The sequence below is a fragment of the bacterium genome, from assembly GCA_028820935.1.
Taxonomy (GTDB): Bacteria; Actinomycetota; Acidimicrobiia; order Spongiisociales; family Spongiisociaceae; genus Spongiisocius.
In genome coordinates this window covers 24,709-49,319 of the sequence record JAPPHZ010000020.1, presented here as the reverse complement: position 1 = coordinate 49,319, position 24,611 = coordinate 24,709, and the positions used below count along the sequence as shown (strand labels likewise).

The 24,611-nt window shown below is 66.5% G+C and carries 24 protein-coding genes, 1 other RNA gene and 1 pseudogene; 11 read left to right on the top strand and 15 right to left on the bottom strand.

Annotation, left to right across the window (positions count from 1 at the left end):
• The first annotated feature begins 624 nt into the window (after nt 1-624).
• Both OXM57_04745 and OXM57_04740 read left to right on the top strand, forming a co-directional pair.
• Nucleotides 625-915, top strand: coding sequence for a type II toxin-antitoxin system prevent-host-death family antitoxin (locus tag OXM57_04745; protein ID MDE0351975.1), 291 nt, complete (start codon nt 625-627; stop codon nt 913-915).
• A 68-nt stretch (nt 916-983) separates the two neighbouring features.
• Entirely contained in the window at nt 984-1,340 is a 357-nt protein-coding gene (locus tag OXM57_04740; protein ID MDE0351974.1) for a PIN domain nuclease, read from the top strand.
• A 103-nt stretch (nt 1,341-1,443) separates the two neighbouring features.
• Here the strand turns inward: OXM57_04740 and OXM57_04735 are convergent, their stop codons facing one another.
• Together OXM57_04735 and OXM57_04730 are read right to left on the bottom strand one after the other, a co-directional pair.
• Nucleotides 1,444-2,745 carry an aspartate aminotransferase family protein gene (locus tag OXM57_04735; protein MDE0351973.1) on the bottom strand — a complete coding sequence of 434 codons (1,302 nt, stop codon included), beginning with the start codon at nt 2,743-2,745 and terminating at the stop codon, nt 1,444-1,446.
• The gene (locus OXM57_04730; protein ID MDE0351972.1) at nt 2,742-3,683 is read right to left on the bottom strand and encodes a hypothetical protein; all 942 of its coding nucleotides are present in this window, start codon (nt 3,681-3,683) and stop codon (nt 2,742-2,744) included. Before OXM57_04730 ends, OXM57_04735 begins: the two co-directional genes overlap by 4 nt.
• A 107-nt stretch (nt 3,684-3,790) precedes the next feature.
• Here OXM57_04730 and OXM57_04725 point away from each other — a divergent pair, with 107 nt between their 5' ends.
• The 3 genes from OXM57_04725 (at nt 3,791) to OXM57_04715 (ending at nt 9,073) form a co-directional block, all read left to right on the top strand.
• Nucleotides 3,791-5,233, top strand: a complete 1,443-nt coding sequence (locus tag OXM57_04725; GenBank protein ID MDE0351971.1) for an amidohydrolase family protein — start codon at nt 3,791-3,793, stop codon at nt 5,231-5,233.
• A 58-nt stretch (nt 5,234-5,291) separates the two neighbouring features.
• Nucleotides 5,292-6,521, top strand: coding sequence for a cytochrome P450 (locus OXM57_04720; protein MDE0351970.1), 1,230 nt, complete (start codon nt 5,292-5,294; stop codon nt 6,519-6,521).
• A gap of 440 nt (nt 6,522-6,961) precedes the next feature.
• Complete coding sequence (locus tag OXM57_04715; protein ID MDE0351969.1) at nt 6,962-9,073, top strand: pre-peptidase C-terminal domain-containing protein; 2,112 nt, start codon at nt 6,962-6,964, stop codon at nt 9,071-9,073.
• Here the strand turns inward: OXM57_04715 and OXM57_04710 are convergent, their stop codons facing one another.
• The 4 genes from OXM57_04710 to OXM57_04695 all read right to left on the bottom strand — a co-directional run bounded on the left by OXM57_04710 (nt 9,074) and on the right by OXM57_04695 (nt 11,731).
• Nucleotides 9,074-9,358, bottom strand: coding sequence for a hypothetical protein (locus OXM57_04710; protein ID MDE0351968.1), 285 nt, complete (start codon nt 9,356-9,358; stop codon nt 9,074-9,076).
• A gap of 18 nt (nt 9,359-9,376) precedes the next feature.
• The gene (locus tag OXM57_04705) at nt 9,377-9,823 is read right to left on the bottom strand and encodes a hypothetical protein (protein ID MDE0351967.1); all 447 of its coding nucleotides are present in this window, start codon (nt 9,821-9,823) and stop codon (nt 9,377-9,379) included.
• A gap of 74 nt (nt 9,824-9,897) precedes the next feature.
• On the bottom strand, nt 9,898-10,932 hold the full coding sequence (gene trpD / locus OXM57_04700; GenBank protein ID MDE0351966.1) for an anthranilate phosphoribosyltransferase: 1,035 nt from the start codon (nt 10,930-10,932) through the stop codon (nt 9,898-9,900).
• A 157-nt stretch (nt 10,933-11,089) separates the two neighbouring features.
• Complete coding sequence (locus tag OXM57_04695; protein ID MDE0351965.1) at nt 11,090-11,731, bottom strand: aquaporin; 642 nt, start codon at nt 11,729-11,731, stop codon at nt 11,090-11,092.
• A 152-nt stretch (nt 11,732-11,883) separates the two neighbouring features.
• On the opposite strand from OXM57_04695, the gene OXM57_04690 reads away from it, so the two are divergent.
• The gene (locus tag OXM57_04690) at nt 11,884-12,282 is read left to right on the top strand and encodes a hypothetical protein (GenBank protein MDE0351964.1); all 399 of its coding nucleotides are present in this window, start codon (nt 11,884-11,886) and stop codon (nt 12,280-12,282) included.
• 30 nt (nt 12,283-12,312) lie between these two features.
• On the opposite strand, the gene rnpB is transcribed toward OXM57_04690, so the two are convergent.
• Nucleotides 12,313-12,678, bottom strand: an RNA gene (gene rnpB, locus OXM57_04685) — RNase P RNA component class A.
• A gap of 60 nt (nt 12,679-12,738) precedes the next feature.
• On the opposite strand from rnpB, the gene OXM57_04680 reads away from it, so the two are divergent.
• From OXM57_04680 to OXM57_04660, 5 genes are all read left to right on the top strand, one after another.
• The gene (locus OXM57_04680; GenBank protein ID MDE0351963.1) at nt 12,739-13,455 is read left to right on the top strand and encodes an SOS response-associated peptidase; all 717 of its coding nucleotides are present in this window, start codon (nt 12,739-12,741) and stop codon (nt 13,453-13,455) included.
• Between the two features lie 609 nt (nt 13,456-14,064).
• Complete coding sequence (locus OXM57_04675) at nt 14,065-14,667, top strand: histidine phosphatase family protein (protein ID MDE0351962.1); 603 nt, start codon at nt 14,065-14,067, stop codon at nt 14,665-14,667.
• Complete coding sequence (locus OXM57_04670) at nt 14,664-15,176, top strand: DUF3090 family protein (GenBank protein ID MDE0351961.1); 513 nt, start codon at nt 14,664-14,666, stop codon at nt 15,174-15,176. The genes OXM57_04675 and OXM57_04670 overlap by 4 nt, the downstream gene beginning before the upstream one ends.
• The gene (locus tag OXM57_04665) at nt 15,173-15,865 is read left to right on the top strand and encodes a phosphatidylinositol kinase (GenBank protein ID MDE0351960.1); all 693 of its coding nucleotides are present in this window, start codon (nt 15,173-15,175) and stop codon (nt 15,863-15,865) included. The genes OXM57_04670 and OXM57_04665 overlap by 4 nt, the downstream gene beginning before the upstream one ends.
• Before the next feature lie 188 nt (nt 15,866-16,053).
• Nucleotides 16,054-17,046, top strand: coding sequence for a TIGR03557 family F420-dependent LLM class oxidoreductase (locus tag OXM57_04660; GenBank protein MDE0351959.1), 993 nt, complete (start codon nt 16,054-16,056; stop codon nt 17,044-17,046).
• 42 nt (nt 17,047-17,088) lie between these two features.
• Here OXM57_04660 and OXM57_04655 read toward each other — a convergent pair.
• The 8 genes and pseudogenes from OXM57_04655 to rbfA all read right to left on the bottom strand — a co-directional run bounded on the left by OXM57_04655 (nt 17,089) and on the right by rbfA (nt 24,598).
• Nucleotides 17,089-17,949, bottom strand: a pseudogene (locus tag OXM57_04655) (formamidopyrimidine-DNA glycosylase).
• 84 nt (nt 17,950-18,033) lie between these two features.
• Nucleotides 18,034-20,484: a polyribonucleotide nucleotidyltransferase gene (locus OXM57_04650; GenBank protein MDE0351958.1), complete on the bottom strand. Its 2,451-nt coding sequence runs from the start codon at nt 20,482-20,484 to the stop codon at nt 18,034-18,036.
• 311 nt (nt 20,485-20,795) lie between these two features.
• Nucleotides 20,796-21,053, bottom strand: a complete 258-nt coding sequence (gene rpsO, locus OXM57_04645) for a 30S ribosomal protein S15 (GenBank protein ID MDE0351957.1) — start codon at nt 21,051-21,053, stop codon at nt 20,796-20,798.
• Nucleotides 21,054-21,164: 111 nt separating this feature from the next.
• Nucleotides 21,165-21,365: a hypothetical protein gene (locus tag OXM57_04640; GenBank protein MDE0351956.1), complete on the bottom strand. Its 201-nt coding sequence runs from the start codon at nt 21,363-21,365 to the stop codon at nt 21,165-21,167.
• A gap of 147 nt (nt 21,366-21,512) precedes the next feature.
• The gene (locus OXM57_04635) at nt 21,513-22,391 is read right to left on the bottom strand and encodes an adenylyltransferase/cytidyltransferase family protein (protein MDE0351955.1); all 879 of its coding nucleotides are present in this window, start codon (nt 22,389-22,391) and stop codon (nt 21,513-21,515) included.
• 10 nt (nt 22,392-22,401) lie between these two features.
• Complete coding sequence (gene truB / locus OXM57_04630; protein ID MDE0351954.1) at nt 22,402-23,283, bottom strand: tRNA pseudouridine(55) synthase TruB; 882 nt, start codon at nt 23,281-23,283, stop codon at nt 22,402-22,404.
• Nucleotides 23,280-24,248 (bottom strand): DHH family phosphoesterase, encoded by a 969-nt coding sequence (locus tag OXM57_04625; protein MDE0351953.1) that lies wholly within the window; start codon nt 24,246-24,248, stop codon nt 23,280-23,282. The genes truB and OXM57_04625 overlap by 4 nt, the downstream gene beginning before the upstream one ends.
• Entirely contained in the window at nt 24,248-24,598 is a 351-nt protein-coding gene (gene rbfA / locus OXM57_04620; protein MDE0351952.1) for a 30S ribosome-binding factor RbfA, read from the bottom strand. The genes OXM57_04625 and rbfA overlap by 1 nt, the downstream gene beginning before the upstream one ends.
• Nucleotides 24,599-24,611: the final 13 nt, after the last annotated feature.

Sequence of the window (24,611 nt, the reverse complement as noted above, 5' to 3'; positions counted from 1 at the left end):
GGGGTGGGGAACTTCGACGATCAACTCCGGGGAATCTCACTGATCGCCATCAGTGGTTTAGACGTGGTGGTCGGCGCCCTGGTTGTGGCGGGACGGGCTATCGTGCTCGAGGTAGCCGACGGCTGGTCGGTGCTCATGTCAGTGTTGACAGCGTTCCCGACTATTAGCAGAGCGACCAGCCCACCAGCAACCCACGCCAGCCGCCGCGTAGTAAACCGTCGGAGCCGTCGCTTGGCTGCCCGATACTCCTTCTGCCTCGCCCGGAGGGTCTGCTGGGCTTCCACCAGGGCTGCGAACGCGGCCTGTTTGTCCTCTTTAGCGGTTTGTCGTGCTTGTGCCCGATCTGCCCTGCGTTGAGCACGACGCGACGGTTCGCCCGTGACCATTGGTGGTCCCTTCGGTTGGGTCTGGCATCCTTTTGCCAACGAACACCCGTGACCGCAACCACCGAAGGGACCATGCACACGAATGACAGTCCCCACGGCATGGGTTGCGGATCAGGGGGTTCCCCGAAAGGATGGGGTGTTCGTTGGCGATGCTCAGAGTACCGCCCACCCACCTACCCGGTCAAGCTAACTATATAATTCCCATAATTTTCTGTACAACACTCCTTGGAGGAACTGTATGGGGGCCGGCACCCGAACCATCCCCGCCGCCCAGTTTCGTGACCGATGCCTGAAACTGCTGGACGAGGTCCATGCCACGGGTGAGAAACTCATTGTCACGAAGCACGGACGACCGGTCGCAGCCGTAGTGCCGGCGGTAGCGTCATCCGAGGCGAGCGTCATCGGGTGGAGTGACGACATCCGCATCGGCACCGACTTGACCGAACCGGCCGTGCCACCTGACCACTGGCATGTCGTCTCCGACCCAGAAAGAGTCCTGACCGGCACTCCAAGCAACGACCAGCGTTGAGCGTGGACCTCATCCTCGACACGGATGCGTTGCTCTGGATGTCGCGAGGCAGCCCGAGCTTAGGACCTATGGCTAGGACCGCCATCGAAGATGCCGCTTCCGGCGGTTCCCTGAGGTTCTCATCCACCTCGATGCTCGAGATAGCGCAGCTCCACTGGGATGGGAGGATCGACCTCAGGAAAGAGCCCGGCGTATGGCTCCGCAGCCTGCTGGACCAGGGTCTGCATGAGATACCCGTGACATCGCAGATGTCGATCCTGGCAGGTTCCCTGGAGAGACGGGACGGCTTTCACGCCGACCCGGCTGACCAACTCATCACCGCGGCTGCCATTCTCACCGGGCGCCTGTTGGTCACATCAGATCGCAAGATCCTGCACTGGGCGGAGAGCCGAGCAGAGCCGGACTGCCTCGACGCCCGATCCTGAACCGGACGGGCACGGAGCGGGCAGGACAGCACGGGCCAATGTGCTCTGATCGGTGCATGCGAGCCCGGAATCGGGCATTGTGCGCGTGCCGCCGGGCTCCGACCTAAAGAGCTTTTGCCACCTGTTCGAAGACGGCAGCGGCCGACTGCAAGACGTATTCGACGTGCTTTTCCTCCATTACCGAGGAGGTGGACAGGAACGGGAAGCCGAAGACGCCCCGGTTGCCGAAGGCCAGCGCTAGGCCGGTCGTCAGCACGTCCGGCCGGGTCACCTCCGGATCGCAGGCCAGGGTGAGCAGGGAGCCGCCGCCCTCCACCCGGAGCGGCAGCCCGTGTTCGGCCACCGCTGCGGACAACCCCTCGCGCAGCCCACGGCCGAAGTGGTCGATCCGTTCGTGGACATCAGGCGTCAGCAGGCGCAGGCCGGCGACGCCAGCCGCGGCGGTCATCGGGTTGGCGTTGAAGGTACCTGCCAGCGCCACCTTCATGTCACCTAGCGGGTCGGTCACCGCCATGATGTCGGCCCTCCCCCCGAAGGCGCCCACCGGTAGGCCGCCCCCGATCAGCTTGCCGAGGGCGGTCATGTCGGGCACCACTCCGTAGCGGTCCTGCGCGCCCCCCATCGCGAGGCGGAGGGAGATGACCTCGTCGAACAGGAGGAGAACGCCCTCGTCCGCCGTCACTGCCCTCAACGTCTCCAGAAAACCATCGGGAGGATGGGCGAACCCGCCCGCCGATCGGAAGGGGGTGAGTATCACCGCGGCCAGGCGGTCGGCGTTCTCCCGTATCAGAGCGGCGACACCATCCGTATCGCCCCAGGCGCCCAGGACGATGTTCTCCGACAGGTTGGCGGGCACTCCTCCTGTACTGGGCGCTAGGCGGCCGTCTTGTGTGGCTGCGAACTCGAAAGCGTCGTAGGTTCCGTGGTACGCACCGTCCAGCTTGAGGACGAGATCCCGGCCGGTGAAGGCCCGCGCCACCTTGAGCATGTGCATGTTGGCCTCGGTGCCCGAGTTGGCGAAGCGCACCCGCTCGATCGAGGGAACCCGTTCACAGATCAACTGCGCCCAATCGACCTCGATCGGGTTGTGACCACCCCAGGCGGTCCCCAACAGGGCCTGGGAGCGGACCGCCGCCACGATATCCGGATGGGCGTGGCCGTGGACCAGCGCCGTGGAGTTGTTGTTCAGGTCGAGGCGGCGGTTCCCGTCCACGTCCCATATGTAGGGACCCTCACCGCGCTCGAAGTAAGGAGGGTGCGGGCGGGTGGTGATCGAGTAGCGGGTATCGCCACCGGGGAGGACCCCTCCGCCCCGCACGAACAGGGCCGCCGACCGGGGCGTGATCCGGCGGTACTCGTCGACAACGGCCTGGTACCAGCCCAAGAGGCACTCGCCGGTGCTCATACTCCGGTCAGCCAGCGCCGGGGGTTGTCATGGGTGATGGTCCTAATCGTCTCGTCCGGTACACCTCTGGCGGAGAGTGCCGGCAGGAACGTCTCGGACAGGTAGACGAACCCGGTACCGCCGTGTATTCGCAGCTGTCCGAGCTTGCAGACATCGTGGGACAGCATCAGCCGGTCGTCAAGGCCACGGTCTAGGAGCTCCACGATAAGACGGAGGATACGGTCCTCGAACTGACCCAGTCCCCTGTACTGGCCGCAGTTGTCGAACATGATGTACACACCCCTCTCGATGAGTCCGAGCAGATAGCGGAGATGTGGATAGGCATCGCAGTGGGCGACCGCCACCCGGGTCATGTCCGCGTCCTCCTCCTCGAGGATGGTGAGCTGCTCCGGAGCAACCGGCCCGACGGCGTGGACGGCGCCGATTGCCAGACCGGTGGCCTTGTGTGCCCGGGCGACGGCCCGCAGCACCCTTTCCTCGGCGGGTGACACCCAGTCCTTCTCGGATCCGATCTCACCGATCACGCCCGGACGGATCCCCGTGTCACCCACGCCCTCGGTGATCTCCCGGATCAGTTCGTCCGCGAGGTCGCCGGCCGGCCGCCGGTCGATCCGCTCCTCGGGCAGGTAGTAGTTGCCGCGATACCAGCCGCAACCCATGACGAAGTGCACACCCGTCCGCTCCGACAACGTTCTCAACCGCTCGGGGGATCGGCCGTTGTCGGGAACGCTCAGATCGAAGATAGTCTCGCCCCCCAGGTCGGCGAAGGCCATGACCTCGTCCGCCATCACCTCCTCGTCCACGAACTGATCCGCCACGTCATAGCGGTAGTCGGCATGGCGGAGGGTGCAATAGATGTGCTCGTGGGGAAGGGTGAGCCCGAGCGCGTCAGCCGGCACCGGTCCAAGTACGGTCATGACCGTTCCGGCGTCGTTCATCCGAACCCTCCTCGATCAGCCACCGAGACCCGAATGAGACTCTAACGCGCATACACCGTGCGCATGCGTGAGGACGGAACCGTAGGCTGGTTCCAGGAGGTGAACAATTGGAACGCGGGAACAGCAACGACAACACGGTTGATCTGCTTCTCCGCCATGGTCGCATCATCACCATGGATCCACACCGGCGGATCCTGGTCGACGGAGCCGTCGCCGTCGACAATGGGCGCATAGCGGACGTGGGTCCGGATCGTGTCGTGGCGCCCGGGACTGACGCCACAGCCGTCCGCGACCTCGGGGGAGCACTCGTCCATCCGGGCCTGATCGATGCCCATGTCCACGCCGGCAGTTCAGAGCTCAGCCGTGGCATGGCCCCCAAGGACCACGCCGACTACGAGGCGGTGGACAGCTGGCTGTTCACGCACCGCAGTCCCGAGACCGACCATCTGGGCGCGCTGCTCTCGTGCATGGAGATGGTGACCAACGGCACCACCGCCTACAGCGACACCGGCGGCTCGTTCTTCCTGGAGGAGACCGTACGGGCGATCGAGACGGTAGGGATGCGGGGAATGCCGGGACACCGGATGCTCGACTTCAACCCGCGGGTACCCGGTCGCGACACTTCCGCCGGGGCGATGTCCGACGAAGAGGCGGAGACGCTGCGAATTCCGACACGGGAGTGCGTGGAACGGCTGGAGGAACAGATGGCCCGCTACCCGTTCCGCAACGGCGGCCGGGTCCGGGCCGGAGCGACCATGTACGGCTGCATGCGGTGCTCGGACGAATTGCTGGTCGAGGCTCAGGCCCTGGCCCGCAAGCACGGGGCCCCGATGATCATGCACCAGTCGTGGGACCCCGAGGAGGTGACGATCTCGGAGGCGCTGTACGGATGCCGCCCCATCGAGCACCTGGCGGACATCGGCGTCCTGGACGAGAACCTGACCCTCGTGCACATGAACCATCTGTCGGCGCGGGAGGTAGACCTGGTCGCCGACTCCGGTGCCCGGGTGGTGCACTGCCCGGCCGCATCTCTCAGACGGGGCATGGGCGCCATCCGGGTCGGTTCCTTCCCGGAGATGCTGGCCAAGGGAGTGCCGGTGGCTCTCGGCTCCGATGGCTACAGCGGACGCCGGGACGTGCTGCGCCAGGCCTATCTGGCAGCGGTGGGGTTCCGTGAGTTCCGGGGCGAACTGCCGGTCCTCACCGGCGAGACCGTCCTGGAGATGGCCACCCTCCATGGCGCCAGGGCGCTGGGTCTCGAGGACGAGATCGGATCGATCGAGGTTGGCAAGCGCGCCGACCTGGTAGTACACCGGCTGGACAGACCGGAGGCCTACCCCCGGTTCCGCGATCCGGTGGACAATCTCGTCTACTTCCGGGCGTCCAGCACCGTTGACACCGTATTCGTCGACGGGGAGGCGATCCTCGACAGAGGCGCGTTTACCCGCTTCGACAGCGGAGAGGCCTACCGCAGGATCGACGCGTCGGCGGCCGAGTTCGAAGCGGGCGTGGGCACTTCCACCTACGCCGCCTGGCCGCTCGTCGACTGAGCCGCCTTTCACCCGATCCGTTCACGCGCCGGAGGAAGGCTTTTGTTACGGTTCGTCAATGACGTTCGTCCTCGACGCCTACGACCCCGAGTTCCTCCGCAACCCCTATCCGGCGTTGGACCGGATCCGCGAGGAGACACCCGTCTTCCGCGGCCCGGGCCGCGCCGGTGAGCGACCGATCTGGTTCCTGACCCGCCACGACGATGTCCGTCGGGCGTTGCGCGACCGCCGGCTCGGCCGGATCGACCAGCCCACCGTGGACAGGGCGGCGTGGGGACTCCCCCCGCTCCGCGACGACTTGGGGCCCTACTACAACGTGGAACACTGGGCTCTGGTGTGGTTGGAACCACCCAACCACACCAAGATCCGCCGCTTGGTCTCCACGGCCTTCACGATGCGGCGGCTAGCCGGCTTGCGGCCGCGCATCGGCGAACTTGCCGACCGCCTGCTCGACCCGGTCGTCGGGCGAGGCCGCTTCGACTTGGTCAACGACTACGCGGCGCCCCTATCCGTCCAGGTGATCGCCGAGCTACTCGGCGTCCCGACCGAGGATTGGCGCCGGATGCTCGACTGGTCGAGCCGGATCACCCGGATGTACGAGTACAACATCACCGGGGCAGACACCCGCGCCGCAGTGACGGCCTCACAGGAGTTCGCCGAATACTGCCGGGACCTGATGGACCGCCGGCGTGCCCGGCCCCGCGACGACATGATCACCGCCCTGTGCCTCGCCAGGACCGAGGACGGCACCCTGACCGACACCCAGATCGTGTCGACGATCATCAGCCTGCTGAACGCCGGCCACGAAGCCTCCGTCAACACGCTCGCCAACGGAGTGCTGGCACTGATGCAGCATCCGGACCAGTGGAGTCTTCTCACCGGCGGCAAGGTCGACCCGGCAACCGCCGCCGAGGAACTGTTCCGCTGGGACGCACCGATCCAGACCTTCGACCGGTGGGTGGTCGCCGACAGCTACGAGGTCGGTGGGCAGACGATCGGGCAGTACGAACAGGTGACCGTTCTTCTCGGATGTGCCAATCGGGACCCCCGCCACTTCGACGACCCGAACTCCTTCCGGATCGGAAGAGGCGACCCGACCCACGTCAGCTTCGGCGGGGGAATCCATCATTGCCTGGGCGCGCCACTGGCCCGTCTCGAGGTGGAGGTGGCCCTCGCCCGGCTCGCAACCCGGTGCCCCGGGCTGGAGTTGGTCGAGCAACCGGTGCGACCGGCACGTTTCGTCCTGCGCGGCTTCAACTCGCTCAGGCTCGCCCTAGCCCGACCGTAAGCCGACTCTGCTGCGTCGTCTCCCGGTGTCCGAGACCAACTTGACCTAACGATCACGGAGTTGCTGGACGCGCTGCTTCGGACCGGTGTGCGCCTGTAACCGGCCCCGCGAACCTAGGCTGTGTCTCGCGGTCGGAACCAGATGCAGGAGACACGATGTCGAACGGTCAGGCGGAACCGTTGGCAACCCCTTTTCGAGTCCATTGGATCCCGACACTTGGCGCCCTGGCTGTCATCATCGCCCTAGCGGGGTGCGGGGGCGACTCGACGCCGGAGTCGACGTCCGCAGCCGCGAGCAACACGACAACGACGCCAAGCACCACCACCACTACTACTACGACTCCAACAACAACGACTTCAGGCAGCACGACAACCGCGCCGAGCAGCACGACGACGGTCCCACCCGATACGACCGGAGCCACCTCCGACTTCGATCTCCGGGTGGATGCCCATACCGAATGGGGAGACGTGTTCGACGCTCTCGCCACGTCCGAGCAGGAGTGTGTCCGCGACACGTTCGATGGCGACACATTGGAGTCGGTGCTGGCCCGGCCGGTCATGTCGGAGTCAGAGACCCCGGAAGCGTGGGTGATCTTGATCTTCTCGTGCCTCGCTCCTGAGACCGCCCAAGCCGTGTTCCTTTCCACGATGGTCGCAGGATTGGGAGAGGACGAGGCATTCGAATTGGACGCGGACACGGAGGCCTGCCTGGCCGAGTGGGTGGCCGGGCTCGACGTGGTTGCCACCATGCTGGCCCTGTCGGTTGATGACACGGAAGTGACACGGGATGTCACCACGGCCTTCTTGACCTGCAATCGAGATCTGATCGTCTCACTCATGCTCGAGGAAACGGGCCTCACCCTCGAAGACCTCAGCGAGGAGGAAGCATCCTGCCTTCGCGAATGGGTAACCGACACCGACTGGACAAACCTCCTCACCGGCTCCGCCGACGACCCATCCGGACTCATGGGATTCGCCGCCGATCTGATCGAGTGCGCCCCCGACATGTTCATCTCGTCCATGCTCGAGGAAACCGGCATGACCCTCGAAGACCTCAGCGAGGAGGAAGCATCCTGCCTTCGCGAATGGGTAACCGACACCGACTGGACAAGCCTCCTCACGGGCTCCGCCGACGACCCCGGGCTCTTTGACTTCCTCCCCGGCCTGTTCGACTGCGTTCCGGACCTAGCGTGGTCGGCGACCGGCGCGCTCCCTTCGGACGAGTTGCTCGGGGAGGCGACACCGGTTGAGATCGGCGTGTCCGTCCCTGGCGAGTTGGAGTACGCGGACGATCGTGACTTCTTCACCTTCGAAGCCACAGAGGGCGAGTACTACGAACTGGACGTCACGCTCGGAACCCTCGAAGACTCCGTACTCGACCTATACGACGCCGAAGGCCACCCGCTGGCCGGTAACGACGACTACGGCGACTCGACAGCATCGCGGCTCATATGGCAAGCACCCGGCACCGGCCCCTACCACGTCGAAGTCACCAGCTTCGGACCCGGCACCGGCACGTACACCCTCACCATCACCATCTCAGACATCACAGACGACCACCCGAATTCGACAGCAAACGCAACAGCCGTCGAGCTAGGCATCGCCGTCGAGGGCGAGATGGAATACGCAGACGATCGTGACTTCTTCACGTTCGAAGCCACAGAGGGCGAGTTCTATGAACTGGACGTAACCCTCGGAACCCTCCAGGACTCGGTACTGGACATATTCGACGCCGACGGCAACTGGCTGACCGGACAGGCCGGCAACGACAACATAACCTGGTACGCACCGAGCACGGGTAGCTACTACGTCCAAGTCACCGGCTTCGACACCGGCGCCTACACCCTCACCATCGCTGTCTCAGAAATCACAGACGACCACCCGAATTCGGCAGACGGCGCAACAGCCGTCGAGCTCGACGTGGCCAACCAAGGAGAACTGGAATACGCAGACGACGCTGACTTCTTCGCCTTCCAAGCCACAGAGGGCGAAATCTACGACATAGAAGTGACCCTCGGAACCCTCCAAGACTCCGTCCTCGAGCTATACGACGCCGACGCCACCTGGCTGGACGGTAACGACGACTATGGCGACTCGACAGCGTCCCGGCTCATTTGGTTGGCGCCGAGCACAGGCACCTACTACGTCCAGGTGACCAGCTTCGACACCAGCACCGGCACCTACACCCTCACCATCACCATCTCGGACATCACGGACGACCACCCGAATTCGACAGCAAACGCAACAGCCGTCGAGCTAGGCATCGCCGTCGAGGGCGAGATGGAATACGAAGGCGACGGCGACTACTTCGCCTTCCAAGCCACAGAGGGGGAGTTCTACGACCTGGACCTAACCCTCGGAACCCTCCAAGACTCCGTACTCGACCTATACGACGCCGACGGCATATGGCTGGACGGTAACGACGACTATGGCGACTCGACAGCGTCCCGGCTCATTTGGTTGGCGCCGAGCACAGGCACCTACTACGTCGAGGTGACCAGCTTCGGGGATGGAACGGGCACCTACACCCTCACCATCGCCACCGCCCTGTAACTACGCCAGGGCGTCCGTGAACGCCTGGCGGAGCTCCTGCTCGGGGATGGAACCGAACCAGCGGTTGACCTCGACACCACTAACCGCGAACACCCCGACCGGCTGGTAGGTCACCTCGAAGGCGGCGAAAATCGAATTGTCCTCATCCAGTAGCCAGCGGGTGGCCCCCGAGGTCAGGAATCCGCGGGCTGCGGAGGCCGTCTTGTCGTACGTCGAGGCCCAGGCAACCGCGATCACGTCCACCTGGCCGGCGTACTCGGCGGCCACAGAGTCGACGACGGGCAACTCCCGTCGGCATGACGGTCACCACTCCGCCCAGAACAGGTAGAGGACGGGCCGGGTGGCTTCGGTCGTGACGAAGGTGGTCCCGTCGTCCAGTTCCAAGGTCAGGGCCGGGATGGGAGGGCCCTCGGGGACGAAGGCGGGCTCCGTGACGGCAGTCGTCTCCGGAGCAGCGGTCGGTTCCGGAGCGGCGGTAGTTTCCGTGACCGCAGTCGTCTCCGGGGTGGCGGCAGGTTCGGTCGCCACGGTCGTCTCGGCAGTCGCAGCGGCCGCGGTCGTGGAGGACTCGGCAGAAGAACCCTCCGAAACGGTGGGGCTGGGAGCAGCGGCCGCGGCCGTAGTCACCGCTGAAGTGGTAGCCGGCTGGGCGGGTTCGGGTGTGGCCTGCCCGCCCGAGCCGCCGCCACATGCCCCTAGGACGATCACGGACGCCAGGAGGGCGCCCACTACTCGGTTACGGCCTCTCATACACCGGGATGATAAGCATCGGACGGATGTAAACGTGCGCCATCCGGATGGAGATCTCCGGAGAACGTACGGGATCAGTCGCCGGCCAACTCCAGGCTCCGGGTTACCACCCGGTCCAGGACGTCACCGGCCGCGCCGCCGTCGATCGACTCGGCCGCCACACCAACCGCTTCGGCCAGGTCGTCCGTAAGGCCGGATGCCACGATGGCGGCCGCCGCGTTCAGCAGGGAGACATCCCGGCAGGGACCGGGTTCACCTTCCAGTACGCGGCGGGTGATGCCCGCGTTCACCTCGGCGGTTCCTCCCAGGAGATCGGACACGGGCGCCGGTCCCAGACCCACCCCTCGGGGCGACACTTCGGTTCTGGACACCTGGCCTCCGTCAAGCTGCCAGACCACGGAAGGACCGCTCACGGTGAGCTCGTCCAAACCGTCCGAGCCGTGGAATACGAGGGCTCGCTCCGAACCCCGGAGGCTCAGCACTCGGACCATGCGCTCGGCCATGCGTCCATCCGCCACCCCGAGCGCGTACTTCCGCACCCCGGCCGGATTGCTCAGCGGACCCAGGTAATTGAAGACCGTGGGAATGCCGAGTTCCTTGCGGACCGGCCCGGCGAAGCGCATGGCCGGGTGGTAGACCGGCGCCAGGAAGAATGCGTAGCCCGTGTCCATGAACAACCGGCGGTTCCTCTCTGTCGGCAGGTCGATGATCACCCCTAGGGCCTCCAGGACGTCTGCCGAGCCGCACTTGGAAGACATCGACCGGTTGCCGTGCTTGGCGATCGGGACGCCGGCGCCGGCCGCCACGAAGGAGGCGGTGGTGGAGATATTGAACGTCCCGGAACGATCGCCTCCTGTACCCACGATGTCCACGGGATCGGCGTCGCCGAGGTCGACCCGGACCGCCGCCTCCACCATGCCGTCGACCAGACCGCCCATCTCCTCGACCGTCTCTCCCTTCATACGGAGCGCCACGATCAGGCCGGCAATCTGAGCCGGGGAGGCGAGTCCGCCCATCACCTGGCGCATGGCCTGGCGCGCCTGGGTGCGGTTCAGGTCGGCGCCCCGGGAGATGGTGCCCAGCACCTCCGGCCACGAGAAGTCCGTCATGGCGCGAAGCTTATCAGCGGTCCGTCCTCCCGATCCGGGCGGGATCTGCATCGCACCCGGTGCCCGGCAGGAGACGGCTGACCTGGAAGCGGAAGGTACGGGGCCGGGAGAAGTTACCGACCCCGTACCTCAAAAGGCCTGAGGAGGAAGGCCTTTCTCAGGACTCGGTGTTGATGAAACGGTCCACGTAGACCGCCACCGCACCACCTACCAGCGGACCCACGATGTAGGCCCAGGCGTCGGTGAACTCCGCAGCCACGATGGCGGGGCCGAGGCTCCTCACCGGGTTGACGGAAGCGCCCGTAATAGGAACCAGCGCCAGGTGGATCACTACCAGCGTCAGACCGATGACGACGGGAGCGGTGGCGTTCTCGCCCGAGGTGACACGCAGGATGACTATCACCAGGAAGGCGGTGAACAGTGCCTCGAGAGCCAGAACCCAGATCGAACCGACATCCGAACCGTCCCCCACCACGGTCCTCCCGACCGCCGAAGCGCCCAGCACGGCGGCCACCAGGCCCGAAGCCAGAACCGCACCGGCGAGCTGGGCCACGATGTATCCGACCGCATCGGCGGCGGTGATCTCGCCCCGGATAAGCTGGGCCAGCGTGACGGCAGGGTTGTAGTGACCGCCGGACACCGAGCCGAACATGTACAGCGCGATCAGAAGGGCCAGACCGAACCCGAAGGCTATGGCAACGATGCTTCCGCCCGAGCTGAGAATCGCCATGGAGCCGACGCCGATCAGCACGAACGCCCCCAGCAACTCGGCTAGGTATTTGTTGAGTGAACCAGTCAAGACGGGCCTCCCCTGTTCGAGAGTGAGCTATTTGTCGCAGGTTAGACCTGCCGCCCCGCCCGGGCGTTTCATCGCGGCCGAGGAACCGGCACGGCCCGAGTGGCCGGGTTGCTCCGTATGCTGACCGCCGTGGTCGGAGAGCGAATCGGGTCATGAAGTCGATCAACCTGGTTGCCGTGGGCCTCGGGGCGGTGGCAGGTCTGCTCTCGATGGTCTTCGCCGGGCTGATCGGCCTGGCCGTCCTGTGGCTCGGCGACCGTGCAGGCATCGAGACCGGCGACACCATCACCTGGGTGATCCTGGCCGTAGCCCTGTTCGGCGGCGAGCATGTGGCGGGATACGTAGCGGGCCGCCTGGTTCCGCCGTTCTTCGCCCGCATGCACGGCGCCGTGGCCGCCCTGACGGTATACGCGGTGGTGGCCTCGTTCAGCCTGGTGGCGGGTAGCCCCGCCGGCCCGCTGACCCTGGCAGGGTTCGCGCTGGTCGCCGCCGTCATCGGCCACGTCGCCGGGGCATTCGGGGGCCGGCCCCGCCCCACCGACCAAACATAGACCGTCAGTTCCAAGGGGTTCTGCAAGGGTGCGACGAGTCCGCCGGTAAGCCGGATTCTGTACCCGCCTCAAGCGGGCGACGGCCATCCATCTGGGGTCTGCGTTGCCGCCAGACCTCGGTGCGGTCCACCCGAAGCTTGACCGGCGGACCACCGACGCCTCTGCTTGACCTTGCTCCGGGAGGGGTTTGCCAGCCACCCCGGTCTCCCGGGGTGCTGGTGGTCTCTTACACCACCGTTTCACCCTTGCCTGTGCCCCCGAAAGGGCCATCGGCGGTCTGATCTCTGTGGCACTTTCCGTCGGGTCGCCCCGCCTGGGCGTTACCCAGCTCCCTGTCCTGTGGAGTCCGGACTTTCCTCGATTGCCCTGGGCAACCGCGGCCGTCTGGCGAACTCGCCGCAGACGGACAGGATAGTGACGGTCCATGTCCAATGGCCTGCCGGGGCGAACGCGCAAGTGGCCGGTAACCTGTGCCACCGCATGTGTGGGCGGTACGTCATCAACGCCGAGCCCGACGATCTGGCCGGCTACTTCGGCGTGGATCACGTGATGACAGAGCGTCTCGAACCGAGCTACAACGTGGCGCCGACCGACCCCGTGTACGCCGTGGCCGAGCACAGGGGTTCCCGGCAATTGGGGTCGTTCCGGTGGGGCCTGATACCCCACTGGTCCGCCGGCCGGAAGGGCCCGATCAACATCAACGCCAGGGCCGAGACCGTGGCCACCAAACCCGCCTTCCGGGACTCGTTGCGCCGCAAGCGGTGCATCCTGCCGGCCACCGGGTTCTTCGAATGGGGCCACACCGTGGCCGGGAAGTACCCCTACTTCGTGAGGATGGCCGACGACGCCCCGATGGCGTTTGCGGGTCTCTGGGCTGCCTGGAGGGATCCGGAAACCGGGGAGTGGATCCGGAGTGCCGCCATCATCACGACGGTGGCCAACGAGGGCCTGTCTCCGATCCACACCCGCATGCCGGTGATCCTGGAACCCGACCATTGGGACCTGTGGTTGGACCGGGACATCCGATCCGCCGGGGCAGTCGAGCCGCTTCTAGGCCCCCTGGCCGACTCCAAGCTGACCTGGTACCCGGTGTCCCGTCAGGTCAACAGCGTGCGGAACAACCTCCCCACCAACATCACCCCCCTTCCCCGTCTCGAATTGCTCGACCCTTAGGCAGCCGGGGTGTCTCCACGGCCCACGATCGCCAGTTGGCCGGAGACAAAGGCTCCCGGCATCACCGGTCCTGCCCGGAACCTCAGGATCAGAGCGTCACATACGGTGCGGTAAACCTCAGGATCAGAGCGTCACATTTGACGCCCTCTGCCTCAAGAATCGCCAGGCGCCAAAAGTCGTAAAAAACCGGTGCTTCGCACCGGGCCCCGCCCCCGCCACCACCCATCCTGTTGGAGCGTGGTCGGCCATGCCCGGCCGGATGCCGGGAGGCGGCTGTTCGCTCCATGAGTCTCGTATGTTCCCGCAATGCCGGCCGTTCCGATCGGTCCCACATCATCGGCCGGTGTGGGTGCTTGGCGATAGCCAACGTATACGGGACCTGTGACAGATGCAGGCAGTCTTGGCGAGAACGCGAAAAATCTCGCTGTGGATCCCGGCTCCGAGACCTGCCCGAATGTATGGGGCGCCGTGCCGCGCCAGTGACTCCCGAGCCTTGTGCCTCCGCTGCGCAGTCACCCGGCTTCCGGTCACCGGAACCTCACTCGTGACCCGCACCCGGTGAAGTCGTTTACCGATGCGCGCCGGAGCGATCTAGATTCAGTCGTGTACATGACCCGCATACTCCTGGTGCGCCACGCCCCAACGCCGGAAACCGGCGACCGCCTGACCGGGCGGGCCCCGGGCGTCACCCTGGATCGCAGGGGTCGCCAGGCCGCTCGAGCGGCCGCCGAGGCGCTGGCCGGGCTGGACATCGAGGCGGTTTACAGTTCACCTATCGAACGAACCATGGAGACGGCGGTCCTGGTCGCCCGGCCGCACGAGGTGGAGCCGGTCGTAGAACCCGGCCTGACGGAGATGGACTTCGGCCGCTGGACCGGACAGACCCTCGACTCGCTGCGGCGTCTGGACGCCTGGCAGTCGGTCCAGATGACACCGTCCCGGTTCCGGTTTCCTGACGGTGAATCCTTTGCCGAGGCTCAGCACCGGTCGGTTGGAAGCGTGGAACGGATCGCCAGGATGCACGAAGGAAAGACGGTGGTGGCGGTGAGCCATGCGGACATCATCAAGCTGGTGATCGCCCACTACCTCGGCCAGGCCCTCGACCTGTTCCAGCGGCTGCGGATCTCGACCGCCTCGATCTCCGAACTCAGGATCGACGGAGATCAACCCCCGGCCGTAGTCTCCATCAACGCAACCGGGGTGGTCGTGTGAGCAGCCCATCCTCCCGGCAGTTCGGACCGGTGGACCTTTTCCTTGTCGGGGCAATCGGCCCGCCGGGACAGAGGGCCTTCTACCTGTTCGTCCAGACCCAGCACGAAAGAGCCTGGTTCCTGTTCGAGAAGACCCAGGCAGCGGTGCTCGGCGAGCAAGGCCTGGAACTGATCTCCAATATGGGATGGGATGACGACCTGCCCGTGGATGATCTGGTGGCGCAGGGCGCCGACCTGCCCGAGCCGACTCTCGAAACTGACGTGCTGTTCCGGGTGATGTCCATCGCCATGCGAATCGAGGGGGACGAGCGGATGACCCTGCTGCTGGAGGGTCAGGCCGACGACGAAAGGGCCACCTTTGCGATCACACCGCTGCAGCTCAAAGCGGGCGCGGTGATGGCCCTGCGGGCTGTCCACTCGGGACGGGCTCAGTGCCCGGAGTGCCTGTTGCCCGAGGACCCCGACGGACACAACTGCCCGTCGGGTAACGGCCACCGACTGCCCGGGTGACCGGCCCGGCACGGGACGCCTGGGACATCGTCGAGATCATCGGCCGGTTCCAGAACGCTTCCAACGCAACCCTGCTGGCGGTGACCCGTGCGGGCCGGATGGTGGTCTACAAGCCCGAACAGGGACAGCGACCCCTGTACGACTTCGACTGCCGAACGCTCCCGGCCCGCGAGGTGCTGACCTTCGAACTCGCCAGTGCGGCCGGGCTGGATTGCGTTCCCGAAACGGTGCCGGCCAGCGGGCCGTTCGGACCGGGCTCGGCCCAGGCCTTCGTGGAGGTCGACGAGGAGTTCGACCCGGCGCCCCTCATCAACGAGGCCGACCCGAGCCTCTGGCCGATCATCACCCTGGATCTGGTGATCAACAACGCCGACCGCAAGGCCGGACACGTAATCGCCGACGGCTCGGGACGGATCTGGTGCATCGATCACGGTCTGACGCTCCACGCCGAGCCCAAACTCCGCACGGTGATGTGGGGATTCTCCGGCCAAGCGCTGCCCGGCAGGATGGTGGACTGCGTCAGAAGGCTCGAGCGGGCAATCGGCAATCGGCTCCATGCCCGCACCGAGGAACTCATCGGCGGCGAGGAGGCCGACGCGCTGGCCGCCCGGGTGGAGGCGCTCCTCCACGATCCGACCCACCCATACCCGCCGACCGACCGGCATCCCCTCCCGTGGCCTCTCTGGTGAGCTCGGGAGGATTGATACCGACCTCCGATTCCGTCTATCCTGTCCCGGCAATGGCATCGCCTGCAGACAACGGCCGGAGCCGGTGGGGCTCCTTTCTGGCCACGGTCATCTTCCTCGGGATCATGGTGGCGCTCTATCTCTGGCCCAATCCGGCCTGAACGACACTCGGACCCTACGGAGATGATCCGATGAAGCGTTTCGCCTACTTCTGTGGCCATGAGCAGTGGCAGCCCGAGCAGTTGGTGCGCCATGCGGTCCTCGCCGAGGAAGCCGGCTTCGACATGGTGGTGGTCTCGGAACACTTCCATCCCTGGGTGGATGATGCATCGGCCTCCGGATTCGCCTTCTCGACACTTGGGGCCATGGCGGAGGCCACCGAGCGGATCGAGATCGCCACCGGGGTGACCACCCCTTTGTGGAGGTTCCATCCCGGCATCGTGGCCCAGGCCGCCGCCACCCTCGACCGGTTGAGCGGAGGGCGGTTCAACCTCGGCGTGGGCACCGGCGAGAACCTCAACGAAGGTCCGCTCGGGTATCACTTCCCTAAGTACGCGGAGCGTGCGGCCCGGATGTCGGAGGCGCTCGACATCATGAGGCGCCTCCTGGAAGGAGAGAAGCTCTCCTACAACGGCGACTACTACACGACCGACCGGGCCAAGCTGTACTCCCCTCCGGTATCCCGGGTGCCGATCCTCCTGGCGGCGGGCGGACCCAAGACAGCCGGTCTGGCCGGCCGCAAGGCGGACGGGATAATCGTCTCGGTGAAGGATCCCGCGGTCGCGCTGGAGCGGGTCATCGGCCCGGCCCGGGAGTCGGCGGCCGAGGCCGGACGGCCCCGCCCGTTGCTACTCACCTCACGCTGGTCGATCATGGCAGATAGCGACGACGAGGCTTGGGAAGCGCTCTACTCGTGGCGCGGGCTGCGCGCCCCGGGGCGCCTTCAGGCCGTCGACCCGATGACGCTCCGGAAACGAGCCGACGATCTTCCGCGGGAGGAGATCCTCGGGCGTTACGCGAGAGCGACCGGCGCCGAGGACATCGTCAACCTGTACCTGCCGCTGCTGGGCTCGATCGACGCCGACATCGTCACCATCCAGATGGCCTCGGTAGACCAGGAGGGTCTGATCGAACTCCTGGGTAGGGAAGTCCTCCCCGCACTCCGCGAGGCAGCTGCGGGCTGAGACCCGGAAGGCTCCCGGTCTCGGTCAGTCCGGGATCGCGGTGGGCCACTGGTCCTTCAGCAGCCGGGAGAGGGCTCGATCGGCAAGGATCCTGCCCCCCGTCTGGCATCGCGCGCAGTAGTTGGTCTCGTTTGATGCGTACACGATCCGCCGGACCGGACTCCCGCACACGGGACACGGCTGCCGGTACTTGCCATGGACAGCCATTTCGGGCCGGAAGGCTGTGACCCGGTCGGGGAACCCCTCACCCACTTCGTCCCGCATCCGATCCGCCCATTCGGTCAGCGTGCTGACGGTCGCCTCACGGAGCCGCTCCAAGGTGGGATCGTCGAGCCGGCTGGTCAGGATCACCGGCGAGAGTCCTGCCCGGTGCAGTATCTCGTCCGAGTATGCGTTGCCGATGCCCGAGAGGATGCGGGGATCGGTCAGGGCCCGCTTGAGCGTCCTGTTCTCCCGTCTGAGCGCTTAGGCGAAGGCGGCCGGTCCTGCTTCGAGCGGCTCCAGGCCGCCGCGGTCGTGCTCGGCCAGGGCCGCGGCGCCCCGATGCACATGCAACGAGGCCCGCTTCTTGGAGCCCTGCTCGGTTAGCACCAGCGTCCCGTTCGGGAAGTCGAACGCGGCGTGACCGACTTTCCTGGGTACGGCTGCGCCGCGACCCCTCCATCTGAACCGGCCCGCAATCATCAGGTGAAACACCATGAAGAGGTCGTCCTCCAGCTCCAGGACCAGACGCTTCCCCATCCGGCGGAACCCGACCACCCGCCTGCCCTCCACTTCGGAGACAGGCGGGTCGAACGTGCGGAGGAGTGAGATCGACACCACCCTGGCCCGTTCCAGAACCCGTCCCCCGATGAACCGTTCGAGGGCCTCCAGATAGACGACCACATCGGGCAGTTCCGGCATACTGCCGAGCCTACAGTGGTTGGTTGTCGATGGACAGTGCCCCGGCCCACGTCACTGGGGTGGGCCGGGCGCTCTCCGCGAAGGCTAGATGCCGTCGGTGAAGGCGTCCTCGAAGGAGGCGAACCTACGCCCGCCGTTGCCTGCCGAGCCTGATCTCCGGCGGTTGCCGCCGCCGCCCTGGCCACGACCACCCTGGCCGCGACCGCCTTGGCCACGACCACCCTGGCCACGACCCCGGTTGCCGCCGCGGCCCTGCGGGCGGCCGCCGCCTCGACCCTGGCGAGGTCCGCGACCTCGATTGGGGCCTCTCCCGCCGCCGCCCCGTCCGGGTCCTCGGTCGCCCCGATCGCGCGGCTGGCCCGGTGCCCCGACCTTGGCGCCGGGCTTCGGCTCCAGGTCGGCAGTCACCTTGAGCGAGACCTTGCCATTGCGGTCGATGGAGTCGACCACCACCGTCAGGGGATCGCCCTCGGACAGGTAGTCGCCCACCCGGCGCACGTGGCGGGTGCTGTCGAACTTGGAGATGTGCAGCAGGCCGTCCTTACCCGGAAGGATGTTGACGAACGCCCCGAAGTCGGTGATGCTCACCACCTTGCCGTCATAATGCTTGTCGACCTCGGGCGTGGGCGGGAAGGCAATCTCGTTGACCCGGTTCAAGGCGTCGGCGAGTGAGGTCCCATCGCTCGAGGACACCAGCACCGTGCCGTCATCCTGAACCTCGATGGAGGCACCGGTCTCAGCCTCCAGTTCACGGATGATCTTCCCCTTGGGGCCGATGATGTCGCCGATCTTGTCGACCGGGATCTGTACGGTCTCCAGCCGGGGTGCGTGCTCCTTCATCTCCTCGCGGGGCCCGTCTATCGCCTGTTCCATCACCTCCAGTATCTCGAGCCTGGCTTGCCTGGCCTGGATAAGCGCTCCGGCCAGTACCTCCGCCGGTAGACCGTCGATCTTCATATCCAGCTGGAGGGCGGTGATGACGTCCGCGGTTCCCGCCACCTTGAAGTCCATGTCGCCCAGGGCGTCCTCCGCCCCGAGGATGTCGGTCAGGGTCACGTAGTTCTCGCCGTCGGCGATCAGACCCATGGCGATGCCGGCCACCGGACCGGCGATCTTGACGCCCGCATCCATGAGCGAGAGCGACGAGGCGCATACCGACGCCATGGAGGAGGAGCCGTTGGATGAGAGAACCTCCGACACCAGGCGGAGCGTGTACTGGAATCCGTCATCAGCGGGGAGCACCGGCCGTAGGGCCTTCTCCCCCAGGGCGCCGTGCCCGATCTCGCGGCGCTTCGGCCCCCTCATGAACCCGGCTTCGCCGGTGCAGTAGGGCGGGAAGTTGTAGTGATGCATGTAGCGCTTGGCTTCCTCGTTGCTGATGGTGTCGAGCATCTGCTCCATGCGCGGCATGCCCAGGGTGACGACGTTCAGCACCTGCGTCTCCCCGCGGGTGAACAGGGCGGACCCGTGGGCCCGGCTCAACACGCTGACCTCGGCGGCCAGCGACCGGATATCGGTTGCGCCCCGGCCGTCCATGCGGACTCCCTCTTCGATGATCCGCCGGCGCATTGCCTTTTTGGTAGCGGCACGCAAAGCGGCATGGACCTGCCGGGCGGTCTCGGTGTCATCCTCGTCCGCGCCGTACTCGGCGACCACCCGCTCGGCCAGCTCCGCCCCTGCGGACTCACGCTCGGCCTTGTCCGCGATCCTGACCACCTCGGCGATCCCTTCGGCGGCAAGTTCCGACACACGCTCGTACACCTCGTCGGCGTACTCGATGACCGACGGCCACTCCCCGACTTCCTTGCCGGCAAGTCCTTGCAGCTCGTCCTGGAGATCGAGCAGCTGCCCGATGTAGGACTTGGCCTCCTCGAGGCCGGCGCCAACCGCCTCCTCGTCCGGCGGGGTACGGCCCTCGTCGATCAGGGCCAGGGCGCCATCGGTGGCGCCGGCCTCGACCATCACGATGTCCACCGATCCCGAATCGTTGCGCTTGCCGACCACTACCAGGTCGAACACGCACTCCTCCAGCTCGCTGAACGTGGGGAACGGCACCCAGCCGTCCTCCCCCAGACCTATCCGGACCCCGCCCAGCGGGCCCTCGAAGGGGAGGTCGCTGATGGTCAGGGCCGCCGATGCGCCGTTGAGAGCCAGCACGTCGTAGGCGGTCTCACCGTCAACCTGGAGGACGGTGGCCACCACATGGGTGTCATTGCGGTACCCGTCTCGGAAGGACGGGCGCAGCGGCCGGTCGATGAGCCGGGCGCTCAGCGTGGCCTTCTCGGTGGCCCGACCCTCCCGGCGGAAGAAGGACCCGGGGATCTTGCCCACCGCGTACATCCGCTCCTCTACGTCGATCGTGAGGGGGAAGAAGCTCACTCCCTCCCGCGGCTTGTCGCTGGCAGTGGCGGCGACCAGCACATCCGTCTCTCCCATGGAGACGCGAACAGCCCCGTTTGCTTGACCGGCGAGTTTGCCGGTGGAAATCACGACCTCTTTATCACCGATTTGGCCGCGAACGATTTGTTCAGACACATGCTCTCCTTGATTTGTACGCTCAGGCGCCGATCGCTTGGAGAGCAGCGAAGTCAATTACCAGTGGTCATACCTCCTGACGCTTCGGAATTGCGCCGCGTCATGAAGGGATGGCGACTGACAACTGATCAACGCCGGCTCTCCCGGAACGTCTCCAGCCTGCTTGTGCGTGGTTTGGTTGGCCGGCAGGACTTTCCTGATCAGCCGTCATCATCGATCAGCGCCATACGGGCGCTCCGATCTTCCCACCTTTTCCTTGGCCACCGGACCGGTTGGGACCGCCGGTGCCGGGCGACCGTCTCAACGGAATGCTATCGACGCAATCCGAGCTTGGCGATCACCCGACGATACCGCTCGGCATCGTTCTTCCGGAGGTAGTCCAGTAGCCGCTTGCGCTTGCCCACCATCATCAACAGACCTCGGCGGCTGTGATGGTCATGCTTATGCTCGCGAAGGTGCTCGGTCAGGTGACGGATCCGCTGTGAGAGCAGCGCCACCTGGACCTCGGGAGATCCGGTGTCGCTGTCGTGAGCGCCGAAATCGGCAACAATTTCCTGGGTCGGTTTCATCTCTCTCACTCGATCAGCACATACCCGTACCGGCATTTATAAGTGGGGACCAGCTGAAGTGTAGCACCTTCATGGCGCCCGGTGCGCGCCGGCCCGCGAGCGCACCTCGTTTCACCGCCCGTACCTCTCGCGGAGTTCCGCCTGTGTCGGTCGGGGCGGCTGGCGCTTGTCGATCCCGAGCACCAGGCGGTAGAAGGTGATCATGGCCCAGCGCTGGAACTGCAGGACCGCCAGCAGGATGCGTAGGTAGGTGAGTTCGAACACGGCCAGATAGGCCCGCATGAGCCGCCCGTTGCGGTCTCGATCGTCCACTTGAAATCATCCAATCATGTCGCTTACCGGTGTACCCCGTCCCCCGGTCGCCCCGTGATGGCATCGTGGACCCGTTTCCGCCGGAGTTCAACCCCTACGTTTCTCACACTCCGGGATGGGCTCAGGCTCTGCGCGAGGACCCACCCGTCAGGCGACGTGCTCCGGCGAGATCCGCGGCGGAGCATCGCCTCCCGGTGGGGCAGGGCGGAGGCGGTCGAGGAAGGTCAGGACCAGGCGGTCACCCGGAATCGGACCGGTCGACCCATCCGGCAGGCGGACCCGGAGCGGTCGGCCTGCACCACCGATGGCGCATGCGCCGGGGTTGGCCGGATCGTCCGCGCCCACGTTCACTGCGTATACCCCGGATCCGGGCACCGCCATCGACCAGTCCACATCCACAGCCAGGCTCGAGGCATCCCCCAGCCCCTCCGGTGCGACGAGCCGGCCGGGCACTTCATGGTGCCGGCCGAGCAACTCGGCGGCATCCGCCACCTCGCCCACCGCGATGTGGCGACGGATCGTGGACGACGAGACCGGCCCTTCCTTACCGTCCCTTAGCCGGATGGCGTCGACCCGGAAGCCGTGGGTATGGCCCGAGGCCACCAAGTCGTCCATGTCTCCGGCTCTCCGGGCTCCGTACCGGAAGCCCTCCCCCACCACCACGGCTCGGGCGTTGAACCCGCCCGACACCACCCGGCGGATGAAGTCCTCGGGTCCGAGATGGCGCACGTCCGCGAAGGGGAGCACTCCCACGTGGTCCACCCCCATCGACTCCAGCAACTCGAGCCGGCGGGACAGCGTCACCAGCATGGCCGGCCCGTCGATCGGATCGAAGAACCGGCGGGGATGGACGTCGAAGGTGACCACGACAGTTTCGAGGCCGCCTGCTCGTACAGCCCTCTCCGACAGGGCGTCCAGCAGGGTCCGGTGACCCCGATGGACGCCGTCGAATACGCCGATGGTCAGTGCCGTCCCGCCATCCGGGCCCGGTCCCCAGGCGAGCGGATCACCCCTCCAGATCTTCATCGGACCAGATTCACGCCAGCACAACCTCCGGAACCAGCCGATCATCACGGGCGCGGTAGATGGCGAGGAGCCGCCCGTCCGCGAGCACCCGAACATGCCCGTCCAGGTCGGGAGAGGAGGGCAGCCGATGCCCGTTCCGCACCCGGACAGCCCTGTCGTGATCCACACTCACGGACGGCAGATGCGACAGGGCGGCGGCCGGTTCCAGCACCGCCTCGGTCGACCGGCCCTCGGCGCCTAGGTGCACCAAGCGGTCGATCGTCCACGCCTCTTCCACCCGGAGGCTGCCGCTCGCCACCCTGCGGAGGGAGGTCAGATGGGCCCGCCCGCCGAGCACCCTGGCCAGGTCGTCGGCCAGTACCCGGACGTAGAGGCCGCTCCCTCCCACCACCCGGAGGCTGACCTCCGGAAACGGTCCGGCCGAGAACGCTTCGAGATCCAGGCGGTGCACTCGCACCCTCCGGGGAGGCCGTTCCACTTCCTCGCCGCGCCTGGCCAGCTCATGCAGCCGCTTGCCTCCCACCTTCACCGCCGACACCATCGGCGGTGTCTGGAGGATCTCCCCCCTGAAGCGGTCCATGGCGCCGACCACATCCTCGCGGTCGACGCTCATCGGCGCCCGAGCCGTCTCCTCGCCGTCGGCGTCCAGGCTGTCGGTCGCCACGCCGAAGCGGGCCGTGGCCTGGTACTCCTTGGGCAGGTCGGTGACGAAGCGCAGCAGCCGGGTGGCCCTCCCGATGCCGAGGACGAGCAGGCCGGTGGCCATGGGATCGAGAGTGCCTGCGTGCCCGATCCGGCGCATGCCTAGGATCCGGCGGCACTTGGCCACCACGTCATGGGACGTCCATCCGCCGGCCTTGTCGACCAGCACGAACCCGGAACCGGCACTCACCCGGCCAGCCGTTTCCTAACCACTTCGACCGCTTCGTCCCGCGTGCCCGAGAACGAGCATCCGGCGGCCCGGTGGTGGCCGCCACCACCCATCGTCTCCGCTATGGCGGCGACATCCACATGGCGGCGGGATCTCAGGCTCAGCTTCCACTCCCCGCCGGGCTGCTCCTTGAGCAGCAGCGCCACCTCGGCCTCCCGGGCCACCCGGATATCGTCGATCAGGGCGTCGGCGTCCTCCATCCCGATGCCATGACGCCTGAGATCGTCCTGGGTGAGGTAGGACCACACGAGAGAGTGAGCCGGCTCCAGCGTGGCCCGGGACAGCACCGCTCCGGCCACCCCCAGGTACCCGAACGCCACCGACTCGTAGACGGACTGCCCGATCACCTCCGGGCGCGCCCCGGCTTGCACCAACTCCGCCGCCGCCCGGAGGACCTCGGGATTGGTGTTGCCGTACTGGAAGCGGCCGGTGTCGGTGACCATGCCTAGCAACAGGGCCGTGGCTACTTCGGCAGACACCTCCCAGCCGATCATCCTTATGAGGCGGTAGCAGAGCAGCGCGGCCGCGGGAGCATCCGGGTCGGACACCCTGATGTCCCCGAATCCCGGACCCGCCACGTGATGATCGATCATCACCACCGTCCCGGCCGCGTCGACGACCGGGGCCAGTTCCGCGCCGAGCCGGTCCGGGTCATTGCAGTCGAAGGCCACCAGCACGTCGGGTGCGCCGGCTTCCTCGGGACCCACCACGGGACGGGTATCCAGGAATCCGTAGTGCCGTCCCAGGACGAAGCGCTCGCCGAAGCAGACCCGCGCCGAGCGGCCCGTAGCGCGGGCCGCCAGCGCCAGGCCCAGGGCGGACCCCAAGGCATCGCCATCCGGCTTGACATGGCCCGTGGCGACCAGCGTGGCGGCCTCCCGGATAGCGCGGGCCGCATCCATGAGGCCGCTGCTGTCCCCCGCCATCACCGGCTCCCGCCCCGCTCGTCCATGTTCCTCAATATCTCCTCTATCCGCCGGGCGTGGACCACAGCCGGATCGGGAACGAACCTCAACTCGGGGAGGTACTTCATCCGTACCTGCGGACCCACCGCAGCGCGGATCCGGGGGGCCGCCGCCGCCAGCGCCTCGGCGGTCCGGGCCTCGGCATCCTCGTCGCCGAGAACGGTGTAATAGACCTCTGCCTTGCGGAGATCCGGGGACGCGGACACGCCGGTCACCGTCAGAAACCCGATGCGAGGGTCCTTGAGGTTCTGGCACTCCTCGGCGATGACCTCCCTGAGGATCTCGTTGACCCGCCGGAGCCTCAGACCCATCCTGCCTCCTCCG